At 60.6% G+C, this 19,944-nt stretch carries 15 protein-coding genes and 1 tRNA gene; 10 read left to right on the top strand and 6 right to left on the bottom strand.

From position 1 onward, the window contains the following. Positions 1–302: 302 nt before the first annotated feature. Positions 303–376: transfer RNA gene (locus ACMDCR_RS18060), tRNA-Cys, on the bottom strand. 214 nt (positions 377–590) lie between these two features. Here ACMDCR_RS18060 and ACMDCR_RS18055 point away from each other — a divergent pair. The 6 genes from ACMDCR_RS18055 (at position 591) to ACMDCR_RS18030 (ending at position 9,839) form a co-directional block, all read left to right on the top strand. After that, positions 591–1,247: a protein-L-isoaspartate O-methyltransferase family protein gene (locus ACMDCR_RS18055; RefSeq protein WP_413987935.1), complete on the top strand. Its 657-nt coding sequence runs from the start codon at positions 591–593 to the stop codon at positions 1,245–1,247. A 452-nt stretch (positions 1,248–1,699) separates the two neighbouring features. Beyond that, positions 1,700–3,097, top strand: a complete 1,398-nt coding sequence (locus ACMDCR_RS18050) for a TolC family outer membrane protein (RefSeq protein WP_413987934.1) — start codon at positions 1,700–1,702, stop codon at positions 3,095–3,097. 236 nt (positions 3,098–3,333) lie between these two features. Then, on the top strand, positions 3,334–3,723 hold the full coding sequence (locus ACMDCR_RS18045; protein ID WP_413987933.1) for a PopZ family protein: 390 nt from the start codon (positions 3,334–3,336) through the stop codon (positions 3,721–3,723). Between the two features lie 145 nt (positions 3,724–3,868). Beyond that, positions 3,869–5,695 (top strand): glutamine--fructose-6-phosphate transaminase (isomerizing), encoded by a 1,827-nt coding sequence (gene glmS / locus ACMDCR_RS18040; protein WP_413987932.1) that lies wholly within the window; start codon positions 3,869–3,871, stop codon positions 5,693–5,695. An 839-nt stretch (positions 5,696–6,534) separates the two neighbouring features. Further along, a complete protein-coding gene (locus ACMDCR_RS18035) occupies positions 6,535–8,409 on the top strand; it encodes a Hint domain-containing protein (RefSeq protein WP_413987931.1) in 1,875 nt (624 codons plus the stop codon). Between the two features lie 650 nt (positions 8,410–9,059). Beyond that, entirely contained in the window at positions 9,060–9,839 is a 780-nt protein-coding gene (locus tag ACMDCR_RS18030) for a DUF4239 domain-containing protein (RefSeq protein ID WP_413987930.1), read from the top strand. Between the two features lie 123 nt (positions 9,840–9,962). Here the strand turns inward: ACMDCR_RS18030 and ACMDCR_RS18025 are convergent, their stop codons facing one another. The 5 genes from ACMDCR_RS18025 to ACMDCR_RS18005 all read right to left on the bottom strand — a co-directional run bounded on the left by ACMDCR_RS18025 (position 9,963) and on the right by ACMDCR_RS18005 (position 15,454). Then, a complete protein-coding gene (locus tag ACMDCR_RS18025) occupies positions 9,963–10,721 on the bottom strand; it encodes an SDR family oxidoreductase (RefSeq protein WP_413987929.1) in 759 nt (252 codons plus the stop codon). A gap of 35 nt (positions 10,722–10,756) precedes the next feature. Beyond that, positions 10,757–11,158, bottom strand: a complete 402-nt coding sequence (locus ACMDCR_RS18020; protein WP_413987928.1) for an ester cyclase — start codon at positions 11,156–11,158, stop codon at positions 10,757–10,759. A 26-nt stretch (positions 11,159–11,184) separates the two neighbouring features. Further along, positions 11,185–11,364 carry a hypothetical protein gene (locus ACMDCR_RS18015; RefSeq protein WP_413987927.1) on the bottom strand — a complete coding sequence of 60 codons (180 nt, stop codon included), beginning with the start codon at positions 11,362–11,364 and terminating at the stop codon, positions 11,185–11,187. A gap of 160 nt (positions 11,365–11,524) precedes the next feature. After that, entirely contained in the window at positions 11,525–12,430 is a 906-nt protein-coding gene (locus ACMDCR_RS18010) for a LysR family transcriptional regulator (protein ID WP_413987926.1), read from the bottom strand. Between the two features lie 177 nt (positions 12,431–12,607). After that, a complete protein-coding gene (locus ACMDCR_RS18005; protein WP_413987925.1) occupies positions 12,608–15,454 on the bottom strand; it encodes an ATP-binding protein in 2,847 nt (948 codons plus the stop codon). Between the two features lie 282 nt (positions 15,455–15,736). On the opposite strand from ACMDCR_RS18005, the gene ACMDCR_RS18000 reads away from it, so the two are divergent. The 4 genes from ACMDCR_RS18000 (at position 15,737) to ACMDCR_RS17985 (ending at position 19,895) form a co-directional block, all read left to right on the top strand. Continuing rightward, positions 15,737–17,038: an epoxide hydrolase family protein gene (locus tag ACMDCR_RS18000; RefSeq protein WP_413987924.1), complete on the top strand. Its 1,302-nt coding sequence runs from the start codon at positions 15,737–15,739 to the stop codon at positions 17,036–17,038. Positions 17,039–17,201: 163 nt separating this feature from the next. After that, positions 17,202–17,852 (top strand): VOC family protein, encoded by a 651-nt coding sequence (locus ACMDCR_RS17995; RefSeq protein WP_413987923.1) that lies wholly within the window; start codon positions 17,202–17,204, stop codon positions 17,850–17,852. Between the two features lie 74 nt (positions 17,853–17,926). Further along, positions 17,927–18,994: an alpha/beta fold hydrolase gene (locus ACMDCR_RS17990; protein WP_413987922.1), complete on the top strand. Its 1,068-nt coding sequence runs from the start codon at positions 17,927–17,929 to the stop codon at positions 18,992–18,994. Positions 18,995–19,199: 205 nt separating this feature from the next. Beyond that, the gene (locus ACMDCR_RS17985) at positions 19,200–19,895 is read left to right on the top strand and encodes a DUF502 domain-containing protein (protein WP_413987921.1); all 696 of its coding nucleotides are present in this window, start codon (positions 19,200–19,202) and stop codon (positions 19,893–19,895) included. Positions 19,896–19,944 lie beyond the last annotated feature (49 nt).

Below are 19,944 nucleotides of genomic sequence, written 5' to 3'. Positions count from 1 at the left end.
TCGATGGCCCGTGCCGCACTTGCCTTAGCCAAAGGATAGTCGGCGGACACGTGCGTCATGCGGCGCCCGATGAGCGCGCCTGCCTGGACAGAGCTTACGCCCCAGGCCGCGAGATAAAACAGCAAGCCCATCGTGTTTCGCCGCCTGGTCATGGTCGCCCGCTCCCATGTGAACGCGCCGACGCGCCTCGACGGCCGAAGCGTAATGGGAATCGGGCCGACAATCAAAGCGCAGACGGCGAGGGCCCTTATCTGACGAAGGAACTTTGCTTCTCGTCAGTACCCGCTAAGTCATTGATTTTTTGGAGGCCACGCCCGGAATCGAACCGGGGTGCAAGGATTTGCAGTCCTCTGCGTAACCACTCCGCCACGTGGCCATCCATTGTCGAGCGATGCAAGACAAAGCGGAGGCGCGCCCTATAACAAGCCAATGGGGCGGGTTCAACCGGTTTTCGCGACGCCGGCGATATTTGGTAGGAAAGTCGACGCGTGCGGAAAATCCGCGCCTTCGCCGTCCTGCAGCAGCCTGCCGGCTTGCCTTTTGCGAGGGCTTGACGCAAACAACGATCGGACAACCAAGAGAGCCGATCGATGACCGATTTCGCCCAAGCGCGCCGCACCATGGTGGATTGCCAGGTTCGCACCAATGACGTGACTGAGGGCCGGGTGGTCGATGCTTTCCTCGCGGTGCCGCGAGAGGCCTTCGTGCCGGCCCCCAAGCAGGCGCTTGCCTATCTCGACGCGGATCTGGCTGTCGGCCCAGCTGGCAGCCAGCGCTACCTTATCCAGCCGATGTTCCTGGCCAAGCTGGTTCAGTTGGCCGGCGTCAAGCCTACGGACGTTGTGCTCGATGTCGGCGCAGCGACAGGCTACTCCGCCGCGATCCTGTCCCAGCTCGCCGCCAAGGTCGTGGCCCTCGAAAGCGACGAAAGTCTCGCCGGCGAGGCGAAGACGGCATTGGCTTCCTACGACAATGTCAGCGTGACCGCGGGGCCGCTCGCCAACGGCGCCGCCGCGTCCGGCCCGTATGACGTCATTCTTCTGCAGGGCTCGGTCGAGGAGGTGCCGCTGGCGCTGTTCGAATCGCTTCGCGAGGGCGGCCGCCTCATTGCGGTGGTCGGTCGTGGCCGCGCCGGGCGCGCCACAATCTTTGTTCGTGTTGGCGGCGATTTCACCGGACGTATCGCCTTCGATGCCTCGCTGTCGGCCCTGCCGGGTTTTGCCAAGGCACCCGCCTTCACGTTCTGATCAAGAAGAGTAAGGGCCGATTCGCCCGGAAACCTTGGAGGTTTTGTGGCCTGGCCAGTGTAAACCTCTACTTGGCGGGGGTGATGGCGAACATCCGCATCTGGGCAAGCCGCTGGTCAACATTGAACGTGGCAGATGCATGTCGAGGGTCGAAAGCGAGGGCTTTTGGAAGGCAGAGTCAGGCTTGCTTGCCGGCTGAACCGCGAGGAGCGCCCCCTGCCTCCAGACCAGCGATCAACTCCCATCGAAGGGCGCCGCCGATGTCTCTCCGCGTACTTAATTTTCCATTCATTGCAACTGCAACGTTAATCGCTGGCTAACCGAACCTAAGGTTCACTGTCTCATTTTTGCTTCAGCTCCGGAATTATCGTTTGGCAAATCAAATGAGGTGTTGGTGAATGAAGCCTGTCGGGTTATTTTTTGCCAAAGATTGGGCGGGTTAACCGCCTGTTTTGATTTTGGGTCGGGTTAGAGTCATGAAAACTGTAAGCGTCATTTCTCTTTTGGCGACAAGCGCTTCGCTTGTTATCTTCATCAATGGCGCGCAGGCGCAGTCGCTGCAGTCGGCACTGTCGCAAGCTTACACCTCCAACCCCACTTTGAATGCTCAGCGCGCTGGTGCACGTGCTTTTGACGAAAATGTGCCCCAGGCTTTGGGTGGTTACCGCCCTACGATCAATGGTACCGCCAATGCGAGCGGTCTGGCGGATACGGTCCGAGTCAACAAGCTGGGCCGTGTGAACGACACTAGTTTTCCCCGCGGCGTCGGCATTACCATCACCCAGCCGCTGTTCGACGGTTTCCGCACGGCGAACTCCGTGCGCTCGGCGGAAGCCGGGGTTCTGGGCCAGCGCGAGACGCTGCGCGACATCGAACAGCAGACATTGCTCGCCGCCGCCACGGCCTATATGAACGTGTTGCGTGACGCCGCACTGCTCAACCTGCAGAAGAATAACGTCGAAGTGCTGCAGGAACAGCTCAAGCAGACCAAGGATCGCTTCAATGTCGGCGAAGTGACGCGCACCGACGTCGAGCAGGCCAACGCCAGCCTCGCGGGCGCCCAGTCGCAGGAGATCCAGGCTGAGGCGCAGCTCAAGTCCTCCACGGCGGTCTATCGCCAGATCATCGGTTCCCAGCCCAAGCGTCTCGAGCCTGCCAAACCGCTCAAGATCCTGCCCAAGAACCAGAACGCCGCCATTGCGGCGGGCCTTGCCAACCACCCCGCCATCACATCCGCGCTCCATGCCGTTGATGCTGCGGCCATGCAGGTAAAGGTCGCCGAAGGCGCGCTCTATCCGAGCCTGAGTGCGCAGGGCGCGCTTTCTCAGAATTATGACGTCAACGGTACTACTCGCATCGACAGCTCGGCGTCGATCGGCGCCTTCCTGACGGTACCGATCTATGAAGCCGGCGTGGATTATTCCAAGATTCGCCAAGCCAAGGAAAACCTCGGCCAAGCGCGTATCAATGCGGATATCCAGCGCGAAGAGGTCCGGGCCGCCGTCGTGTCTGCTTGGGGCAATCTGGATGCGGCGCGTTCCGAGATCGTGGCTAACCAGGCCGCGGTCGCCGCCGCCGGCGTGGCGCTTGCCGGCGTGCGCGAGGAGGCCAAGGTCGGCCAGCGTACGACCTTCGACGTGCTGCAGCAACAGCAGGTGCTTCTCAATGCCCGCGCGACGCTGATTACCAGCCAGCGCGATCAGGTGGTGGCTTCCTATACGCTGCTCCAGGCGGTCGGTAAGCTGAACGCTACGGCTCTCGGCCTCAAGGTCGCCAGATACGATCCAGCCGTCCATTACGACCAGGTGCGCGACAAGTGGATCGGCACGGACATTCCGGACGGCCGCTGAGCAGCGCCCCGCAGCGGCGGGTCCGATAGCCGGCTGATATCGACAGAATTCTGAAGACAACGCCCTCCACATCCTTGCGATTGGAGGGCGTTCTTGTTTTGAAGGATGCATCGCATGACCGTCTCGGCCCGAGCCGGCATGTGAAGCGGGCAGGGCGCAAGGCCGGCCCCTCAAGGAGCCGTCCAATGTCCTCATCGAGCCGCTTGGACCCGCCTCGGGTGCCGAAGGAACCATCCATGGACGAGATCCTGGCTTCCATCCGCAGGATCATCGCCGATGACCCGCCTTCGGTGCGGCGGCCGCGGCGCAGCCCGGTCGAAGCGCTGGTGGCCGAACGCCCGGCCAGCGCCGGCGAGCCGGGGGTCGAGTCAATCGATCTACCGGCGCCGGCCAATGACGATGCGGGAGTGGCAGAGCCTCTGTTGTCAACAGCACGCGGGGCGGAGGCGGCGGCTTCGTTCGCCACGCTCAACCATACCGTCTTCTCGAAAAATGCACGCAGTATCGAGGATGTCGTCCAGGATATGCTGCGGCCGTTGCTGCAGGCCTGGCTCGACGCCCATCTGCCCACTCTGGTAGAGCGGCTGGTACGCCAGGAGATCGAGCGAATTTCCGGCAAGCCGTAGGCGCCCTGACACGAGTTCGCGTTTCGGACCGTTTGCGCCGCCAGCGCCTGTCACAAACTGTCAGGCATTTTGATTTCGCCCCGCGTTCACGAAGCCCTAAATCCCTCGCAGCTAGTCTGATGCGAATCGGTAAAGGGTAGAGCGTATGTGCGGCATTGTCGGTATTCTCGGAAAAGAAGCGGTTGCGTTGCCCCTGATCGACGCGCTGCGGCGTCTTGAATATCGCGGTTACGATTCGGCAGGCATCGCCACCCTAGAAGGCGGCGCCATCACCCGCCGGCGTGCCGAGGGCAAGCTTCGCAACCTTGAAAGCAAGCTCGATCACGATCCGCTCGACGGCCTTATCGGCATAGGGCACACCCGTTGGGCCACTCACGGCAAGCCGACGGAGGGCAATGCCCATCCCCATGCCACCAACAGGGTAGCGGTGGTCCATAACGGCATCATCGAGAATTTCAGGGAGCTGCGCGAAGAGCTCATCGCTGACGGCGCACGGTTTCAGAGCGAGACCGATACCGAGGTCGTCGCCCATCTCGTCACGCGCGAACTCGATCGCGGCAGGACGCCGATCGAAGGCGTGCATGCGAGCTTGCGGCGGCTGCGCGGTGCTTTCTCACTGGGTTTCCTTTTCTCGGGCGAGGATAATCTGCTCATCGGCGCCCGCCTCGGCTCGCCGCTCGCGGTGGGTTACGGCGAAGGGGAGATGTTTCTGGGTTCAGACGCCATCGCGCTCGCCCCCTTCACCAACACCATCGCCTATCTCGATGATGGCGACAGCGTTGTGCTGACGCGCAGTTCAGCCTCCATCTACGATGCGGCCTTCAAGCGCGTGCATCGCACGATTCAGAAATCGCAGGCTTCCGCCACCATCGTCGACAAGGGCAATCATCGGCACTTCATGGCGAAGGAGATCCATGAGCAGCCGGAGGTCGTTTCGCACACGCTGACTTCCTTCATCGACATGGTGGGCGAAACCATCCGCCTGCCGGAGAACCTTCCCTTTGATTGGACGAATCTCAGCCGCCTTACCATTTCTGCCTGCGGTACCGCCTCCTTCGCCAGCATGATCGCCAAATACTGGTTCGAGCGGTATGCACGCCTGCCGGTCGAAGTCGATATCGCCTCCGAGTTCCGCTACCGCGAGGCGCCGCTCGACAAGGGCGGCCTGTCGATTTTCGTGTCGCAGTCGGGCGAGACGGCCGACACGCTGGCGGCCCTACGCTATTGCAAGGAGCAGGGACAGCACACGCTCGCTGTGGTCAATGTGCCGACCTCGACCATAGCGCGCGAGGCCGAGGTGATGGTGCGAACGCTGGCGGGCCCGGAGATCGGCGTGGCCTCCACCAAGGCCTTCACCTGCCAGCTCGCTGCGTTGGCTGGGCTTGCCATCGGTGCCGGCAAGGCGCGTGGCACGCTATCGGCTGCGGAGGAGAGTGAACTCGTACATGCACTCATCGAAGCACCGCGCCTGATGGCCGAAGCGCTTCGTCTGGAGCATGAGATCGAGACCTTCTCGCGTGATCTCGCCAAGGCCTCCGACGTGCTCTATCTCGGCCGCGGCACGAGCTATCCTCTGTCGCTTGAAGGCGCATTAAAACTAAAAGAAATCAGCTATATACATGCAGAGGGTTATGCCGCAGGCGAACTCAAGCATGGCCCGATCGCCCTGATCGACGAGACCATGCCGGTGGTGGTGATTGCTCCCTTCGACGCCATCTTCGAGAAGACGGTTTCGAACATGCAGGAAGTCGCCGCGCGCGGTGGCCGCATCATCCTGATCACCGATTCGAAGGGGGCCGAAGCCGCCGCCATGGCGACACTAAAGACCATCGTCCTGCCCGAGATGCCGGCTGTGGTCACGCCCATCGTCTATTCCATCCCGATCCAACTCCTAGCCTACCACACGGCCGTGATCATCGGCACTGACGTCGACCAGCCGCGCAACCTCGCCAAGAGCGTCACGGTCGAGTGAGGGCGAAGGTTTCGCATTCGCCTTTGCATGACGAAATTAAAGTCAGCACGTGAGCTACTCCTGTTCCGGCCCCAGCGTGGGCGCGGACAAGGCCTAAGACGCCGAGGACCTCGTCAATGAGCTGAGGTCGATGAGCGTGTGCCCGTAGGTGGCCCAGAGTAGCAATGGTGGCGTCTGGCCATCGATGCGCGCACCACCCATCATGTCGGCTGTGCCATGAGCCAGAAGACCCGCGAGCGCATCGAGGAAGTCTTCAATTGTATGGATGCCGTAGCGGCCAGCGCATGGCCGGTGAGACCGGAGTCGGATGGGCCTTCGCCTTCCCTGCGGCCGAGGATGGGTCTTCTTCGAGACTGCCAGACGCCCCGTTGGGCACGTTTGCATTCACAATGGCAAACATTCGGGCTTCGTCGTCCGTAAAGGCGAAAATTTCAACAGCCTGTCGGCGTGTTTCAGCTTCAAACTGAAACGGAGGAAATCGCAAGATACTTCCGTTTTCAATGCGTGGTAGCCAGAAGAACGTTCGATTTGAACGCATCTTGCCCTAGGAGACCAGGACCTTTGCCCGCGCGATCGGGGCCTGAAAAACGCGTCATGACTCTGGCCCTCGCGTAGTCGCGCCCCGATACGAGGGCCGTCATATTCCGCAATGGAGTGGTAATTAATTACCGCCAATGTGAGTTGACTCTAGGAAAATTTACGTAGGTTATATCAGGTATTGCAATACCAAAAATTAGTATTATTGTAGATACGCTCTATGGAGAGGGCGCTGCGATGCGCAAATATATGCGAGAATATTTGCTTGTCGGTGAATAAAAGAATTCACGGAGATAACCCGCATGACGACATATACCGAACCAAATGGAGTTACGTACACGGTAACTCGGCAGAAGGACATTCTGGGGAATCCTTCTGGATTGAGTACGGTTACTATTAAGGAGCCGGATGGAACGATCATTAATACCATTACTGGTGTTCCGAATGGCACTGTCAATATTTTCGACAATTTGTCCGGCGTGAACAATTTCGTTACGGGATCATCTAATCTAAACATTCTGGGAACATTCCTCGGGAATACATACGTATCTACACCAGGATCGACCGGAAACATCAATATAGGTGTCAGTTTTGCGGCCGTTAATACATATGTAATTGGTGGAAATACAGATATTAACGTTCTTGCTAGTGGGCCCGGTGGCAACACCGTCGACGTCTATGGTGGAACGGCCTCATTCTCTGGATCCAATCTTGGAAGCTTCTTGAATGGCTCAACGATCAACCTCGGGGGGGGTGGTACCTTCTCTGCTGGGTCGGGTATTATCAGCGTCCTGAGCGGAAGCACGATCAATTTTACGACAGGCGGCGGCACGTTCATTGCGAATGCTGGTGGCAATTTCATCGATCTGTCCGGAACGACGATCACCAATTTCGAAAATCTCAACAACGGCCTCAACCACATACAATTCCAGAACATGCCTGGAACTCCTGGCTCTTACCAAGTTACAAATAATCTGCTTGGCACGCAGACTATTGAAGTCTTTGATTCCTCGGGTAAGCCAATGGCTTCTTTCACGGTTAATGGCCAGGCGATTACTCCAGGCACGTTTACGGCTGGCACGGGACCGTTGACTGTCACGGACGATGGCTCCTCGTTGACGATTACTGATCTTGCTCCGACTTGTTTCCTTTCCGGTACCATGATCCGGACAGACAAAGGCGAAGTCGCTGTCGAAGACCTATCCGTAGGCGACAGGGTGCTTGTCTATGCCAACGGCGAAAATCTTCTGCGTGAAGTAATCTGGACTGGCAGCCGGCATATGATCGTTGATCCAAATCGATCGGACGATCTCTCTGGCTATCCCGTATGTATTCAACGCGGCGCTATTGCCGAGAATGTGCCCTACAAGGATTTTCTACTTACCTCCGAGCATTGCCTATTCCTTGGTGGCAAGCTGGTGCCTGTTCGCACGATGGTGAATGGACGTACCATATACTATGATCGCACAATCGTATCGTACACTTACCATCATGTAGAAACGGAGCAACACTCCATTCTCTATAGTGACGGCATGCTGACCGAATCCTATCTCGATACCGGCAATCGAAAGCATTTCAGCCAGAATGCGAAGGTTGTCGGCTTCCCAAGGCGGAGTAGGGATTGGATCGCCGACGCGGCGGCGCCCCTGGAAGTCACTCCAGGGAACCTTGAACCAGTCTTCCGTGCCATTGAAGCTCGTGCGATCGAGATGGGCGTTGTCGACAAGCGCTCCGCCGCGGATACTACCGATGATGCGGGCCTGCACCTTGTGACCGACAAGGGCCGCGTCATTTGTCCCGTTCGCCGATCCGATGATGTCGCCACCTTCATGCTGCCCTCCGAGATCGCTTCGGTGCGCATCGTGTCCCGTACTTTCCGCCCATCCGACGTGATTGGTCCCTTCCACGATGATCGTCGCAACCTCGGTCTTCTCATCGGCGAGATCCGGCTCCAGGACGGCGCGGAGTCACGCGTGCTCGATGCTCATCTGGCCAAGCCCAATGTAGGTGGCTGGCATCGGCTCGAACCTGCCCCAGCGCGTTGGACCAACGGCAATGCTTTCGTAGACCTCGGCGAGCGCCTGCCGGATACGATTGGTGTACTCGCAGTGCGGGTTCTCGGTGGCGGCCCCTACATCCTCGTTGAGGACGTTGCCAAGTTGCAACGCAAGGCCTGATCCGGGGAGACGCGCGTCCGTTCCGCCCTTGAATCGGAACGGACGCCGGAGAAACATCGTGAGGGCTGTCAACGCGCCGGCTTGGGAGCTCGAATAGAAATCAACAGGGGGTCTTAGCAGTCGTCCGCAGGCGGGTAGGCATAGTGCCGCCGACGCCGCAAACTGGGCATCTGACCCGTGTCGATCCCCGGGTTCCGGTAGCCACATTTCGAATTCATTGCCACGTCTTGGACTTGCGAGATGGGCTGGATGCGGTTTGCCGAAACGCTCGCGTGCGCGCTTGAGCTGATCCGCAAGCGTTCCCAAACGCATGGCTGCACGGCGAGCATCGACCGATTCGGGATCCTTAGCCGGGCCGCGAGAGCTGCGGCTCGCCGCGCCAACAGCACCCTTCGGACACATCATCGGCTGCTTTTCGGGTCAAGGCGCAACCGGCTGAGACGGGAAAGTGGTCGCGGCTTGTGAAAGGCTATTTAAGAAGCGCCTGCAACGGCCTCTTCTTGGCGACACGCGAAAAGGAGAGGGGTAACTCCGAGAGATAGTTGTATTCCATAATGCAATACTTAGTACCTATTGCCACTATCAAGAAGGAGTGGTTGCGGCAACCATAAAACTCGGTAACAAATCGTTCATCGAGAAAGGGCGATCCGATGCTGTACCTCACCACCCTTCCCCTGTGGCTGACGGGATTTGTCCTGGTCGTCGCGCCAACACTGATCGCCATGGCGGGGCCGATTTTTATCCGCCAGCGCATCGGACTGGAGCAGCTCAGCAACAACAACGAGGTGGCCGGCTTCAAGTTTGCGACGGTGGGGGTACTCTACGCGGTCCTTCTCGCTTTCGCAGTAATCGTGGTCTGGGAGAAATTCAGCGACTCTGAGAGTCAGGTCGCTCAGGAGGCGGGCGCTGCGGCAACCATCTATCGCCTGGCAGATGGCATTCAGGGAGATGCCGGAACGGCTCTTCACGATCGCCTTACGGATTATGTCAAGGTCGCGATTTCGGATGACTGGCCGGCAATGGCTGAGGGGCATGGCAGCATGGCCGCAACCGAAGCTCTCAACGCCCTTTACAAGACGACCCTGCAGTTCTCGCCCTCGGGCGCCCGCGATAGTGACCTTCTCTCAGAGGTATTGCATCAGCTCGATCTGCTCACTCAGGCGAGGCGCGCCCGACTGGTGGCCGCATCCGGCATCGTGCCTGACGTGCTCTGGCTCGTGCTTTTTGGGGGCGCGGTTCTCACGGTTTGCTTTACCTTTTTCTTCGGCACTGAAAATGTTTACGCACAAGCGACAATGACCGGCGTCCTGGCCGTTCTGATTTTTTCGGGGCTGTTGATTATCGTGATGATTGATCGCCCCTTCGCCGGTTCGGTCTCCGTGCGGCCGGAGGCGCTGGTCGCTGTCCTCGAGGATCTCGGCGAGCGGTAGGTACAGGATCAGGGATATACGGGGACGAACGCGTAGCCCTATTCCCGGCCTCGCTAATCGCTGGCGATGTGGGCGATCGTGGCCAACCCGAACGCCTGCGAGGTACTGCGGTCGAGGGCACGGTCAAAGTCGCCCGAACAGCGCGAGAGCGTGTTGATTGAAGCCGTTTACAAGGGCGTGCTCGTTGGGGCCGGCGTTGCCACGAAAAGCCTTCGCGCCTTCCACCAGGATCTCGTCGGCGTCCGTGGCGAGGACCGACATTGTCTCCGTAATGAACTGGTCCAGCGGCATCGCTTCCTCGGCCTCGCGGCTGTTCATGAGGTCGGTGCGCACCCACGGCGGCGCGATCTCGAGCACGCGGATGCCTGCGTCTTTGAGCAGGAAGCGCTGCGACAGCGCATAGGAATGAAGAGCGGCTTTCGTCGCCGAATAGACCGCTGTAACCGCCATCGGAACAAAGCCCAGAATGGAACTCGTATAGGCGACAACGGCGTCGTTCTTACCTTTCAGGTGCTCGATCAGCGCTGCGGTCATGCGGATCGGCCCGACCAGGTTGGTGGTGATGGTGTCGACCAGCAGCTGGTCGTCTATCCGCTCGGCCGCCTGATCCGGCAACATGATGCCTGCATTGTTGATCAGCACATTGAGATCGGAATGGTCGGCGATCAGCCGGGCCGCGGCGGCATCGATGCTGACGGGGTCGGTGATGTCGAGCTCGATTGCGACCATGCCGGGATTGGCGGCGACGACTTCATCGAGGTTGGCCCGGCGGCGGCCGGAAATGATCACCTTGTTGCCGAGCTTGTGGAAAGCCTCGGCCAGCGCGCGGCCGATGCCTGAGCCGCCACCGGTAATGAAGATCGTGTTGCCTGTCAGTTTCACGGATCGTCTCCTTGAGTGAAGTCAGATATGAAAAGTCAGTCGGGAAAGCGGTCGCCGAACATTGGCAGGCCGCTCGCGGATTGCGCTTTGGTCGCCTCGTACTGGAGCACGTCCCAGTGCTCGGCGAGCTTGCCATCCTCGATGCGGACGATGTCGGCGGCGACCCACGCCGCGGGCCTGCCGCTGCCGGAGAACCGACCATGCGCGATCACGTGGTCTCCTTCGGCGACGATGAGCTGGTTCTCGTATTTCAATGTGTCCGGCAGCGTGCGGACGAGGTTGAAGAGACCTTCGCGGCCGGGCGCGATATGGGCGCTGTGCTGGATGTAGCGGTCCGACCAATAGTGCTCGGCAGCGGCATAGTCGCGCTTGTTGAACAAAGCGTCGAAGGCTTGGAGAACGAGCGTCTTGTTCTGCTCAGGTGTGGTCTTGGTCATGTCGGTTTCCTTCATGTTCGAGCAGGTCAGGCCGTGGCGTGCGGGATCGTCGGGCAATCGGCAGAAGCCGTGCTTTCCGGGTGGTGCAGGCCGATGGCATCGATAAGCAGGCCAATCTCGCCGGAAGCGGGCACCTGGGCCTGGACGCCCTCGGCGTGGCGAACGCCGGCCTCGCTGAATTCTTTGATGCGGTTGGATCGGAACACGATCGAGAACCCTTCACATTGATGTCTTGTGAATGGCTAGATCGTCAGCACCCGCCTGGGCCGGTAGTTGCCGGTTTCAGCTAATTTCTATGCACGGCATGCATCAATGGAAGAAACGTTCGCTTCGTTGGATCCGTCATTCGCCCCTGGTCGGCAAGGATCACATCGGTTCGTTGGACGAATCTTGCCGGAAGGTCGCCACCAGGTGGTCGATGGCCGCGCGCGCCGCGGCGCGTGTCGTCCTGCCCATCGGGAAATAGGCGTGCACGGGAATGCCTGCCAAAGTCCATTCGGGCAGAAGGCGCACCAGAGCGCCAGCCTCCAGCTCTCGGCGGCATGCCCAGCCGCTGGTGGAGGTGATGCCGAAACCCGCCACCGCAGCCGCAATGGCCCCTTCGTTCTCGTCGGTCGAAAAATGCGGCTCCAGCCTGATCGCGGTCTCCTCGCCGTTTCGTTCAAACCGCCAAGCTGTCGGCACCGCCGCAGCGCTGCCGCCGACAATACGGTGCCGGACAAGCTCATCGGGCGTTTCCGGGGCGCCGTGACGAGCGAGGTAGTCAGGAGACGCCACGATCACGCGCGGGATCATGGCAATGAGCTTTGCTGTCGCGGTCGAGTCGGGCAGTCGGCCGAGCCGTATGGCGACATCCACGGCATCTCGGACGAGATCCTGTCGCCTGTCGGCCAGTTGAAGCTGGATGTGCAGGTGGGGGTGCCGCTCGGCGAATGAGGCGAGGCGGGGTATGACGTCACGAATGCCAAAGCTGGTTGGCATGCTCATTCTCAGCAGCCCCCGCAACTCGCCGCTCTCGCGAATGCTGTGCTCCGCTTCATCCAATGCCGCCATGATAGGCTCGATCCTGGCAAGGAATTCGCCGCCGGCTTCAGTGGGCACGACGGCTCGTGTCGTGCGCGACAACAGCCTGACGCCAAGTTCGGTCTCAAGGTCGGCAACAATACGCGAGGCCTGCGACTGCGACAGACCAGTTTCACGTGCGGCGGCAGAGAAGCTGCCGAGGCGCGCAACCCGCGTGTAAAGGCGGAGGGCGAAATTATCCTTGATCAAATCCGGAAGGCTCCTGCCGGAGCGTGCCGACCACGCCACGCAGCGCCATTAATGTATTCAATACATAGAAGTTAGCCTAGATCTCCTGCCAGCAGGCTCGCGACGGAAGCTATTGTGGCAAAGTTGAACTCGGAGACGCAGAGCGTTTGGTAGCGTCTGCAAGCGCCCCGGTCCCCATCATGCCAATCGATCCAACAAGGCCTTGGCCTGTTTCACTCGCGAGGCCGAGAAGCCCTCGGTAAGGCGATCATATATCGGCGATAGGACGGCAACAGCCTCCGTGTCTCTGCCCTGGCCTTGCAAGAGTCCGGCAAGGCTCGTCGCTGCGGATAGTTCCCAATAGGCCGCATGTTGCGCGCTAGCTTGCTTCATGGACTGCCGCAGCAAATCCTCGATCAACGCAGGCTCGCTCGATCCGCGGAGCGCCAGCAGTTCGGCCCTGGTCCTCAGGATTTCCGGCATGTACCAGCGGTAGTCCGTCTCCACCGAAAAACGCCATGCCTCCTCGATCTCGGCGAGGCCATCGTCGAAGCAGCCGATCTCGCCCAATATCGCGGCGAGCCTTGTCCGAAAACAGGGATAGAACAGCAAATATCGCGCAGTCAGCATCTCGGCGATGCCGGAGCGAAGCGGATCGATCCCGGCTAGAGGCTGGCCGCGCCCTGCCGCGACGAGTCCTCGCAAACAGAGGCCGGCGGCATAGAAGGGGCGGAGCGCGCGCTTGGAGGCCAGATCTACGAGTTCCTCGCCGAAGCCATTTGCCCTCTCCAGTTCACCGACACTCAAAGCCAGGAAGCCCGCCGACCAGAGGGCGACACACAGCACGAAGGGTTGGTTCGTGCCACGCGCTTCTTCGATGGCAATCCCCACGGTCCGTGACGCCGTGTCCAACTGCCCGAGGGACAGCAAATTGACGACGTTGTGACTCAAGGCCGAGCAGCGCACATCGCCGCCAAGTCGGATCATGTCGCGCCGGCGCCAGATGACGGGATAGTGGTCGATCGCCCATCGAAGTTGTTCACTCGCCTCGACATGGTCGGCGAGATAGGACTGCGGCACCCCGACCAGCCATGCGGCCGTGGCGCGGGACTGCACATCACGCGCCTTGGCGATCTCTTCATAACCTCGGGCATAGCCGAGTGCGTCGTTCAAGGCTCCCGATCGCGCGGAGAACAGCCAGAGACCACATGTTGCACGCTGCCGATAGTCGAAATCCTCGAATTCACGCGCCAGGGCCAGCGCCCGCCTCAGGGCCTCGCAAGCTTGAGGGCTCATCCCCTGGGTATAGATGAGAGCGAAGCCCACACTGCATTGCAACACCATTTCGCTGCGTGTGCCGGCGGCGTCACCTATGGCTTCCAAGGCCTTGCCGGCCCATTCGCAGGCCTCCGAAACCAGCGATAGCGCGACCCAGAAATCACTTGTTGTGGCGGCAAGTTTGACCCCGATCTGCAAATTGCCGGCGGAAGAAAACGCCCAGTTCAGCGCAGCGCGGAGATTGTCGACGTCCCGGCGATAGCGCCCGAGATTGTCGATGGCTGATTGAAGTTCGCGCTCGATTGCGAAGGGAGCGAATTGGACAAGGCAATATTCCGCGAGGCGGCACAGGGCCGGCCCTCGCTCGCCACCACCGGCCAGCTTATCGAGGGAATACATCCTAACCGTCTCGAGAAGCCGCCAGCGTGGAGCGGCCTCCGACGCGTCCAATACAACTAGAGACTTCGAGACAAGGCCTGAGATGCCGAGCGCAACTCGGGATTCAGTGTCGCTCGTCACGGTCGTGGCCGCCTCGAGTGTGAACCCGGCCGGGAAGATGGCGAGATGCCGAAGCAGCTTTCGCTCCTCCTCAAGCAACAGTTCGTAACTCCAATCCAAGGTGGCGCGCAGTGTCTGGTGTCGCGGTAGCGCCGTGCGACGTCCGCTGGTGAGCAGCGAGAAACGATCGTCCAGGCGCCCCGCGACTTGCTGGATCCCGAGCGTTGCCGCCCGAGCCGCGGCGAATTCTATGGCGAGCGGGATGCCGTCGAGCTGCCGGCAAATCGCGGTGATCGCCTGAAGTTCCTCGCTTTGCGGCAGGAAATCCGCCCGCAATGAGCGGGTTCTCGCGATGAAAAGCTGTACAGCGCTGTGGTGCAGCGCATCGTCGGAGCCCTCCAGATCTGATGCCGGTACCTCCAGCGCCGAAACGCGATAGGCAAATTCTCCCTCGATGCGGAGCAACTCCCGGCTCGTCGCGAGCACTGATACATGGGGGCAGAGCTGCAAGAGGGTTTCCGCCATCGTCGCGGCGGCGTCGATGACATGCTCGCAATTGTCCAGAACCAGCAGGACGCGCTTGTCGCCGATCGCCCGCGCCACCAGTTCCGGCGATATCTCATCGCCATGCAGCTGCAGATCGAGGACATGGGCGACCGTCGACGGCACCAGACTGGAATCCGACAGGGAAACCAGCTCGACGAACAGGACATCGCCGCCGAGGGTCGGGAACAATCTGCGGGCGACTTCGGAGGCCAGCACCGTCTTTCCGATACCACCCGGACCTGTCAGGGTCACCACCCGATAGGCGGAGATGAGGTCACGCAGTTGCTGCACCGCCGTCTCGCGACCGACGAGAGCAGAAGCAGCCACGGGCACATTTGTCAGGAAGGGATGCGTCGCAGATCGCGCCCGCTCCGGCAAAGCCGGCTGCACCGGCAAGGTTTCCCGGCGCGTCGCCCAATCGCCCAACAGGCGGTAGCCACGACCGGAGACCGTCTTCAGCATGCTGCGATCCGCGCCAAGTGCCTTGCGGATCGCGGAGATATGGACCTGGACGGTATTGTCTTCGACAGCGAGACCGGGCCAGACCCGTCTCATCAGGTCGTCCTTGGTCACCAGTTCTCCCGCTGCCTCGACGAGCGTCTCAATGATCTCAAAGGCCCGGCTGCCGATCGGAACGGCTGAGCCACGCGCACGCAGCTCTCGTTTCGCGAGATCGACCTCCCATCCGCCGGACTCTAACACGCGTAGCTCGATCAGCCCCAAGGCAATAACGATCCCGTCTCTCGAGTATTACCGTTTTCTAGTCAAGGACGAACAGGCGGGCAAGGGCAATGGGCGATCCTATCCATTGAACGCACCGGTCGGTATTCATCGAACCTGTGCGGGCCCTCGGTCGTTTCAGGTTATTTCAGATATTCTCACACAGCTTAATTCGACCCTGGAAGGGGCCGGGTCTACATTCTCCTGGGTGGGCGTGATTGGCCCGAGGATCAGAATCCACCCCGGATCGACTGCGATTGTTCGGTTCGAAACAGGAGAAACGACATGTCAGACATATCGCTATCGCCAACGCGGCGCGAAATGCTCGCCACGACAGCTGCAACCGTCACCCTTAGCCTGCTACCCAGCGCATTCGGTGCCATGGCCGCAGACGCCCCGATCCGCCCCTTTAATATCAGCTTTCCGCAGGATCAGCTGGACGATCTACGCCGGCGCGTGGCCGCGACACGTTGGCCGGACAAGGAGACGGTCACAGACGACTCGCAAGGCGTGCAACTCGCCACCATCCAGAAGCTGGCGAAGTATTGGGCAACGGATTACGACTGGCGCAAGATGGAGGCGCGGCTCAATGGTCTGCCGCAGTTCGTCACCGAGATCGACGGGCTGGACATTCACTTCATCCATGTCCGCTCCAAGCACGAAAAAGCGTTGCCGCTGATTGTCACGCATGGATGGCCCGGCTCGATCATCGAGCAGCTTAAGATAATCGAACCTCTCACCGATCCGACCGCGCATGGCGGAAGCGCGACGGATGCCTTTCATGTGGTGATACCGTCTTTGCCGGGCTATGGCTTCTCCGGGAAACCGACGGCACCCGGATGGACGCCGACCCGCATCGCCAAGGCATGGACGGTGCTGATGCAACGCCTCGGCTACACGAGCTTCGTGGCGCAGGGCGGCGACTGGGGGAACGCCGTCACCGAGTTGATGGCCGTGCAGCAGCCGCCTGGATTGCTCGGCATCCATACCAACATGGCGGCCACGGTTCCTGCGGATATCGCCAAAGCGCTCGCGGCCGGCAGTCCACCGCCCGCCAGCCTCACACCAGACGAAAGGCGTGCCTGGGATCAGCTCGACGACTTCTACAAGAACGGGTTGGGCTACGCTATCGAGATGAACAACCGTCCGCAGACCCTCTATGGGATCGTCGACTCGCCGGTGGGCCTGGCGGCATGGATGCTCGACCACGACATTCGCAGTTACGAGATGATTGCCCGTGTCTTCGACGGAAAGAGCGAAGGCCTGACGCGCGACGACATCCTCGACAATGTTACGCTGTACTGGCTGACGAACACCGCAATTTCCTCAGCGCGTCTCTATTGGGACAATGCGCACTTCCCGACGGGAGGCTTCTTCGACCCCAGGGGCATCAAGATTCCGGTCGCCGTGAGCGCCTTTCCTGACGAGATCTACCAGGCGCCGAAGAGCTGGGCGGAGAAGGCCTACCCGAAGCTGATCCACTACAACAGGCTTCCGAAGGGTGGTCACTTCGCTGCGTGGGAACAGCCGGCTGCCATGACGGCTGAACTCAGGACCGCGTTCAGGCCGCTGCGCCAAGACATGTAGGACGGGCGACCGGCAGGCCCCGCCAACTTTCCTGCAGGGGATGCTCGGGATACGGATCGGGGGAGGTTGATACCCAACCTCTCCCTCAGCGCTCCGCTGGTGCGCTACCATACCCGCTGTCGCCTAGTACGCTGAACCAACGCCAAGCAGAAAGGACAGGACAATGTCAGACACGGCAACGGCCCCGCAGGGCAAGACAAGATCCAAAACTCTCGACATGAAGCTCGAAGTGGTTGTCATCCCGGTTTCGAGTGTCGACCGGGCCAAGACCTTCTATGGCGGCCTGGACTGGAGGCTCGATGCCGACTTCGTGGTCGGCGACACGTTCCGGGTGGTCCAGTTCACGCCTCCGGGCTCGCCAAGCTCGATCCACTTCGGCACCGGCCTCACGACAGCCGCGCCAGGGTCCGCACAGGGACTTTTCCTCGTGGTATCAGACATTGAGGCGGTCCGCGCCGACCTTGTCGGCCGCGGCGTCGGGGTAAGCGACGTGTTCCACCGCGCCGGTCCAGGGCAACCGGCAATCGGCGGCCGGGACCCTCAGCGGCGCAGCTACGTCTCCTATGCCACGTTCAGCGATCCGGATGGCAATGGCTGGCTCCTGCAAGAGGTCAACGAAAGGCTGCCAGGTCGCGTGGACTTGGACAAAACGGCATTCAGCTCCTCGACCGAGCTCGCGGCTGCGCTCCGGCGCGCCGCCGATGCACATGGTGAACATGAGAAGCGGGACGGCGGCCGACATGATGAAAACTGGCCGGACTGGTACGCCGCTTACATGGTGGCGGAGCAGGCCGGCAAGCCGTTGCCGCTCTAGGTACGAGCTTCCCAGGACGGCGGTGCGCTGCCGCCCCAACTATCCATTTTACATCATCACGAAGAGAGCTCGCCGTGAACAAAAGCGATATTTCCGATAACATCGACGCACGCCGCCGCCATATCCTCGGCGCAGCGGCCGTGGGCCTTGTGTTTACCCGATTTGCCATCACTTCACGTGCAGAGGCCGCTTCGGCCGGGACGAATGAGGCAACATCGGCTGCCATGAAGGCGTCCCCGACGACATTTGGCCCGCTCAAGCAGATCGACGCAGGCGTCTTGAACGTCGGCTACGTCGAGCTGGGACCGGCTGATGGCCACCCCGTCATCCTGCTGCATGGCTGGCCTTATGACATCCACAGCTACGTCGAGGTGGCACCCAGCCTGGCGGCCAGGGGATATCGGGTGATCGTGCCTCATCTGCGCGGCTACGGCACCACGCGTTTCCTGTCGGACACCGCGGTGCGTAATGGCCAGCCATCGGCGCTCGCTGGTGACATCATCGCTCTCATGGATGCGTTGGGTATCGGAAAGGCCACACTTGCCGGATACGATTGGGGTGCACGCACTGCGAATATCATCGCCGCCTTGTGGCCGGAACGCTGCAAGGCGATGGTCTCGGTAAGCGGCTACCTGATCGGCAACCAGGAGTCTGGCAAGCTGCCGCTCCCTCCGAAAGCCGAATTGCAATGGTGGTACCAGTACTACTTCGCCACCGAGCGCGGCCGCGCCGGCTACCAGAAATACACGCATGACTTTGCCAAGCTCATCTGGCAGATCGCTTCGCCGCAATGGACCTTCGACGACGCCACTTTCGATCGCAGCGCCAAGTCCCTCGAAAATCCCGATCATGTTGCGATCAGCATTCACAATTACCGCTGGCGGCTCGATCTCGCTGAAGGGGAGCCGCAATATGACAAGGTGGAGCAGCAGCTTGCCAAGGCACCCGTCATCGCCGTGCCCACGATTACGCTTGAGGGGGACGCCAATGGCGCCCCTCATCCCGACCCCAGTGCCTACGCAAAAATGTTCTCCGGTAAATATTCGCACCGACTGATCGCGGGAGGGATCGGGCACAACCTGCCCCAGGAGGCGCCTAAGGCCTTCATTGATGCGGTTATCGACATCGACTCGAACAGTTAAATCGCGGGAGAGCCGTTGGGGTATTTCTTAGCCGAATGGGGTGGCGTGGCCAGGTGGTGGAACCCATGGCCGCGCACCCTGGTTGGGGGTAATCGCATTGTCGATGTCATGGCTGAATGGCCGGACCCATCCTGCCTTCCGATCAACCACGGGTTGCTCAAATTTGGATCGACAGACCGCTCACTTGCCATGCTAGAACTGACGCATGGTGCGCGAGACAATATCCCCGACCGCGACGCCGGCGGGCCCGCCGCAGAGGGCGAGCCGGTTTGGCGGACTGCATAATTACTTCCTGACCGGCTTGGTGGTCACCGGGCCGGTTGCCATCACGCTCTATCTCATCTGGACCTTCATTCAATGGGTGGACGGCTGGGTTAAGCCTTTCATCCCGCAGCGTTATCTGCCCGAGACCTATCTGCCGTTCCAGATCCCGGGCTTCGGACTGATCGTAGCGGTGATCGGCCTCACTCTGGTGGGTTTCTTCACCGCCAATCTGGTCGGCCGCACACTCGTGCGCTTTGGAGAGAAGCTCCTCGGCCGCACCCCGGTGGTGCGCAGCATCTACAAGGCGCTGAAGCAGGTCTTCTCGACCGTCTTCTCCCAGTCCGGCACCTCTTTCCGCAAGGTGGGCCTGGTGGAATTTCCCGCAGGCGCCTGGTCGATCGTCTTCATCTCCTCCGAGCCAAGTCCGGTGATCGAGGAGAGACTGCCTGGCGGCAACAGCGAGGCCTGGGTTTCCGTCTTCATGCCCTGCGCGCCGAACCCGACCACCGGCTTCTTCTTCCTTCTGCCGAAATCCAAGGTGATCGAGCTTTCCATTACCATCGAACAGGCGACCAAGCTGGTGATCTCGGCCGGGTTGATCCAGCCGGAGTCTGTCGTCGCCGCCGAAGTGGAATGAGCTGCCTTTGGAGTTGCATCGCTCAATCGGCAATGACGGAATTTCCGGC

It is taken from the genome of Labrys okinawensis, from assembly GCF_047345005.1.
Classification (GTDB): domain Bacteria; phylum Pseudomonadota; class Alphaproteobacteria; order Rhizobiales; family Labraceae; genus Labrys; species Labrys okinawensis.
Note: the sequence above shows the minus strand (reverse complement) of the source record. Positions and strands in the feature narration are given on the sequence as shown.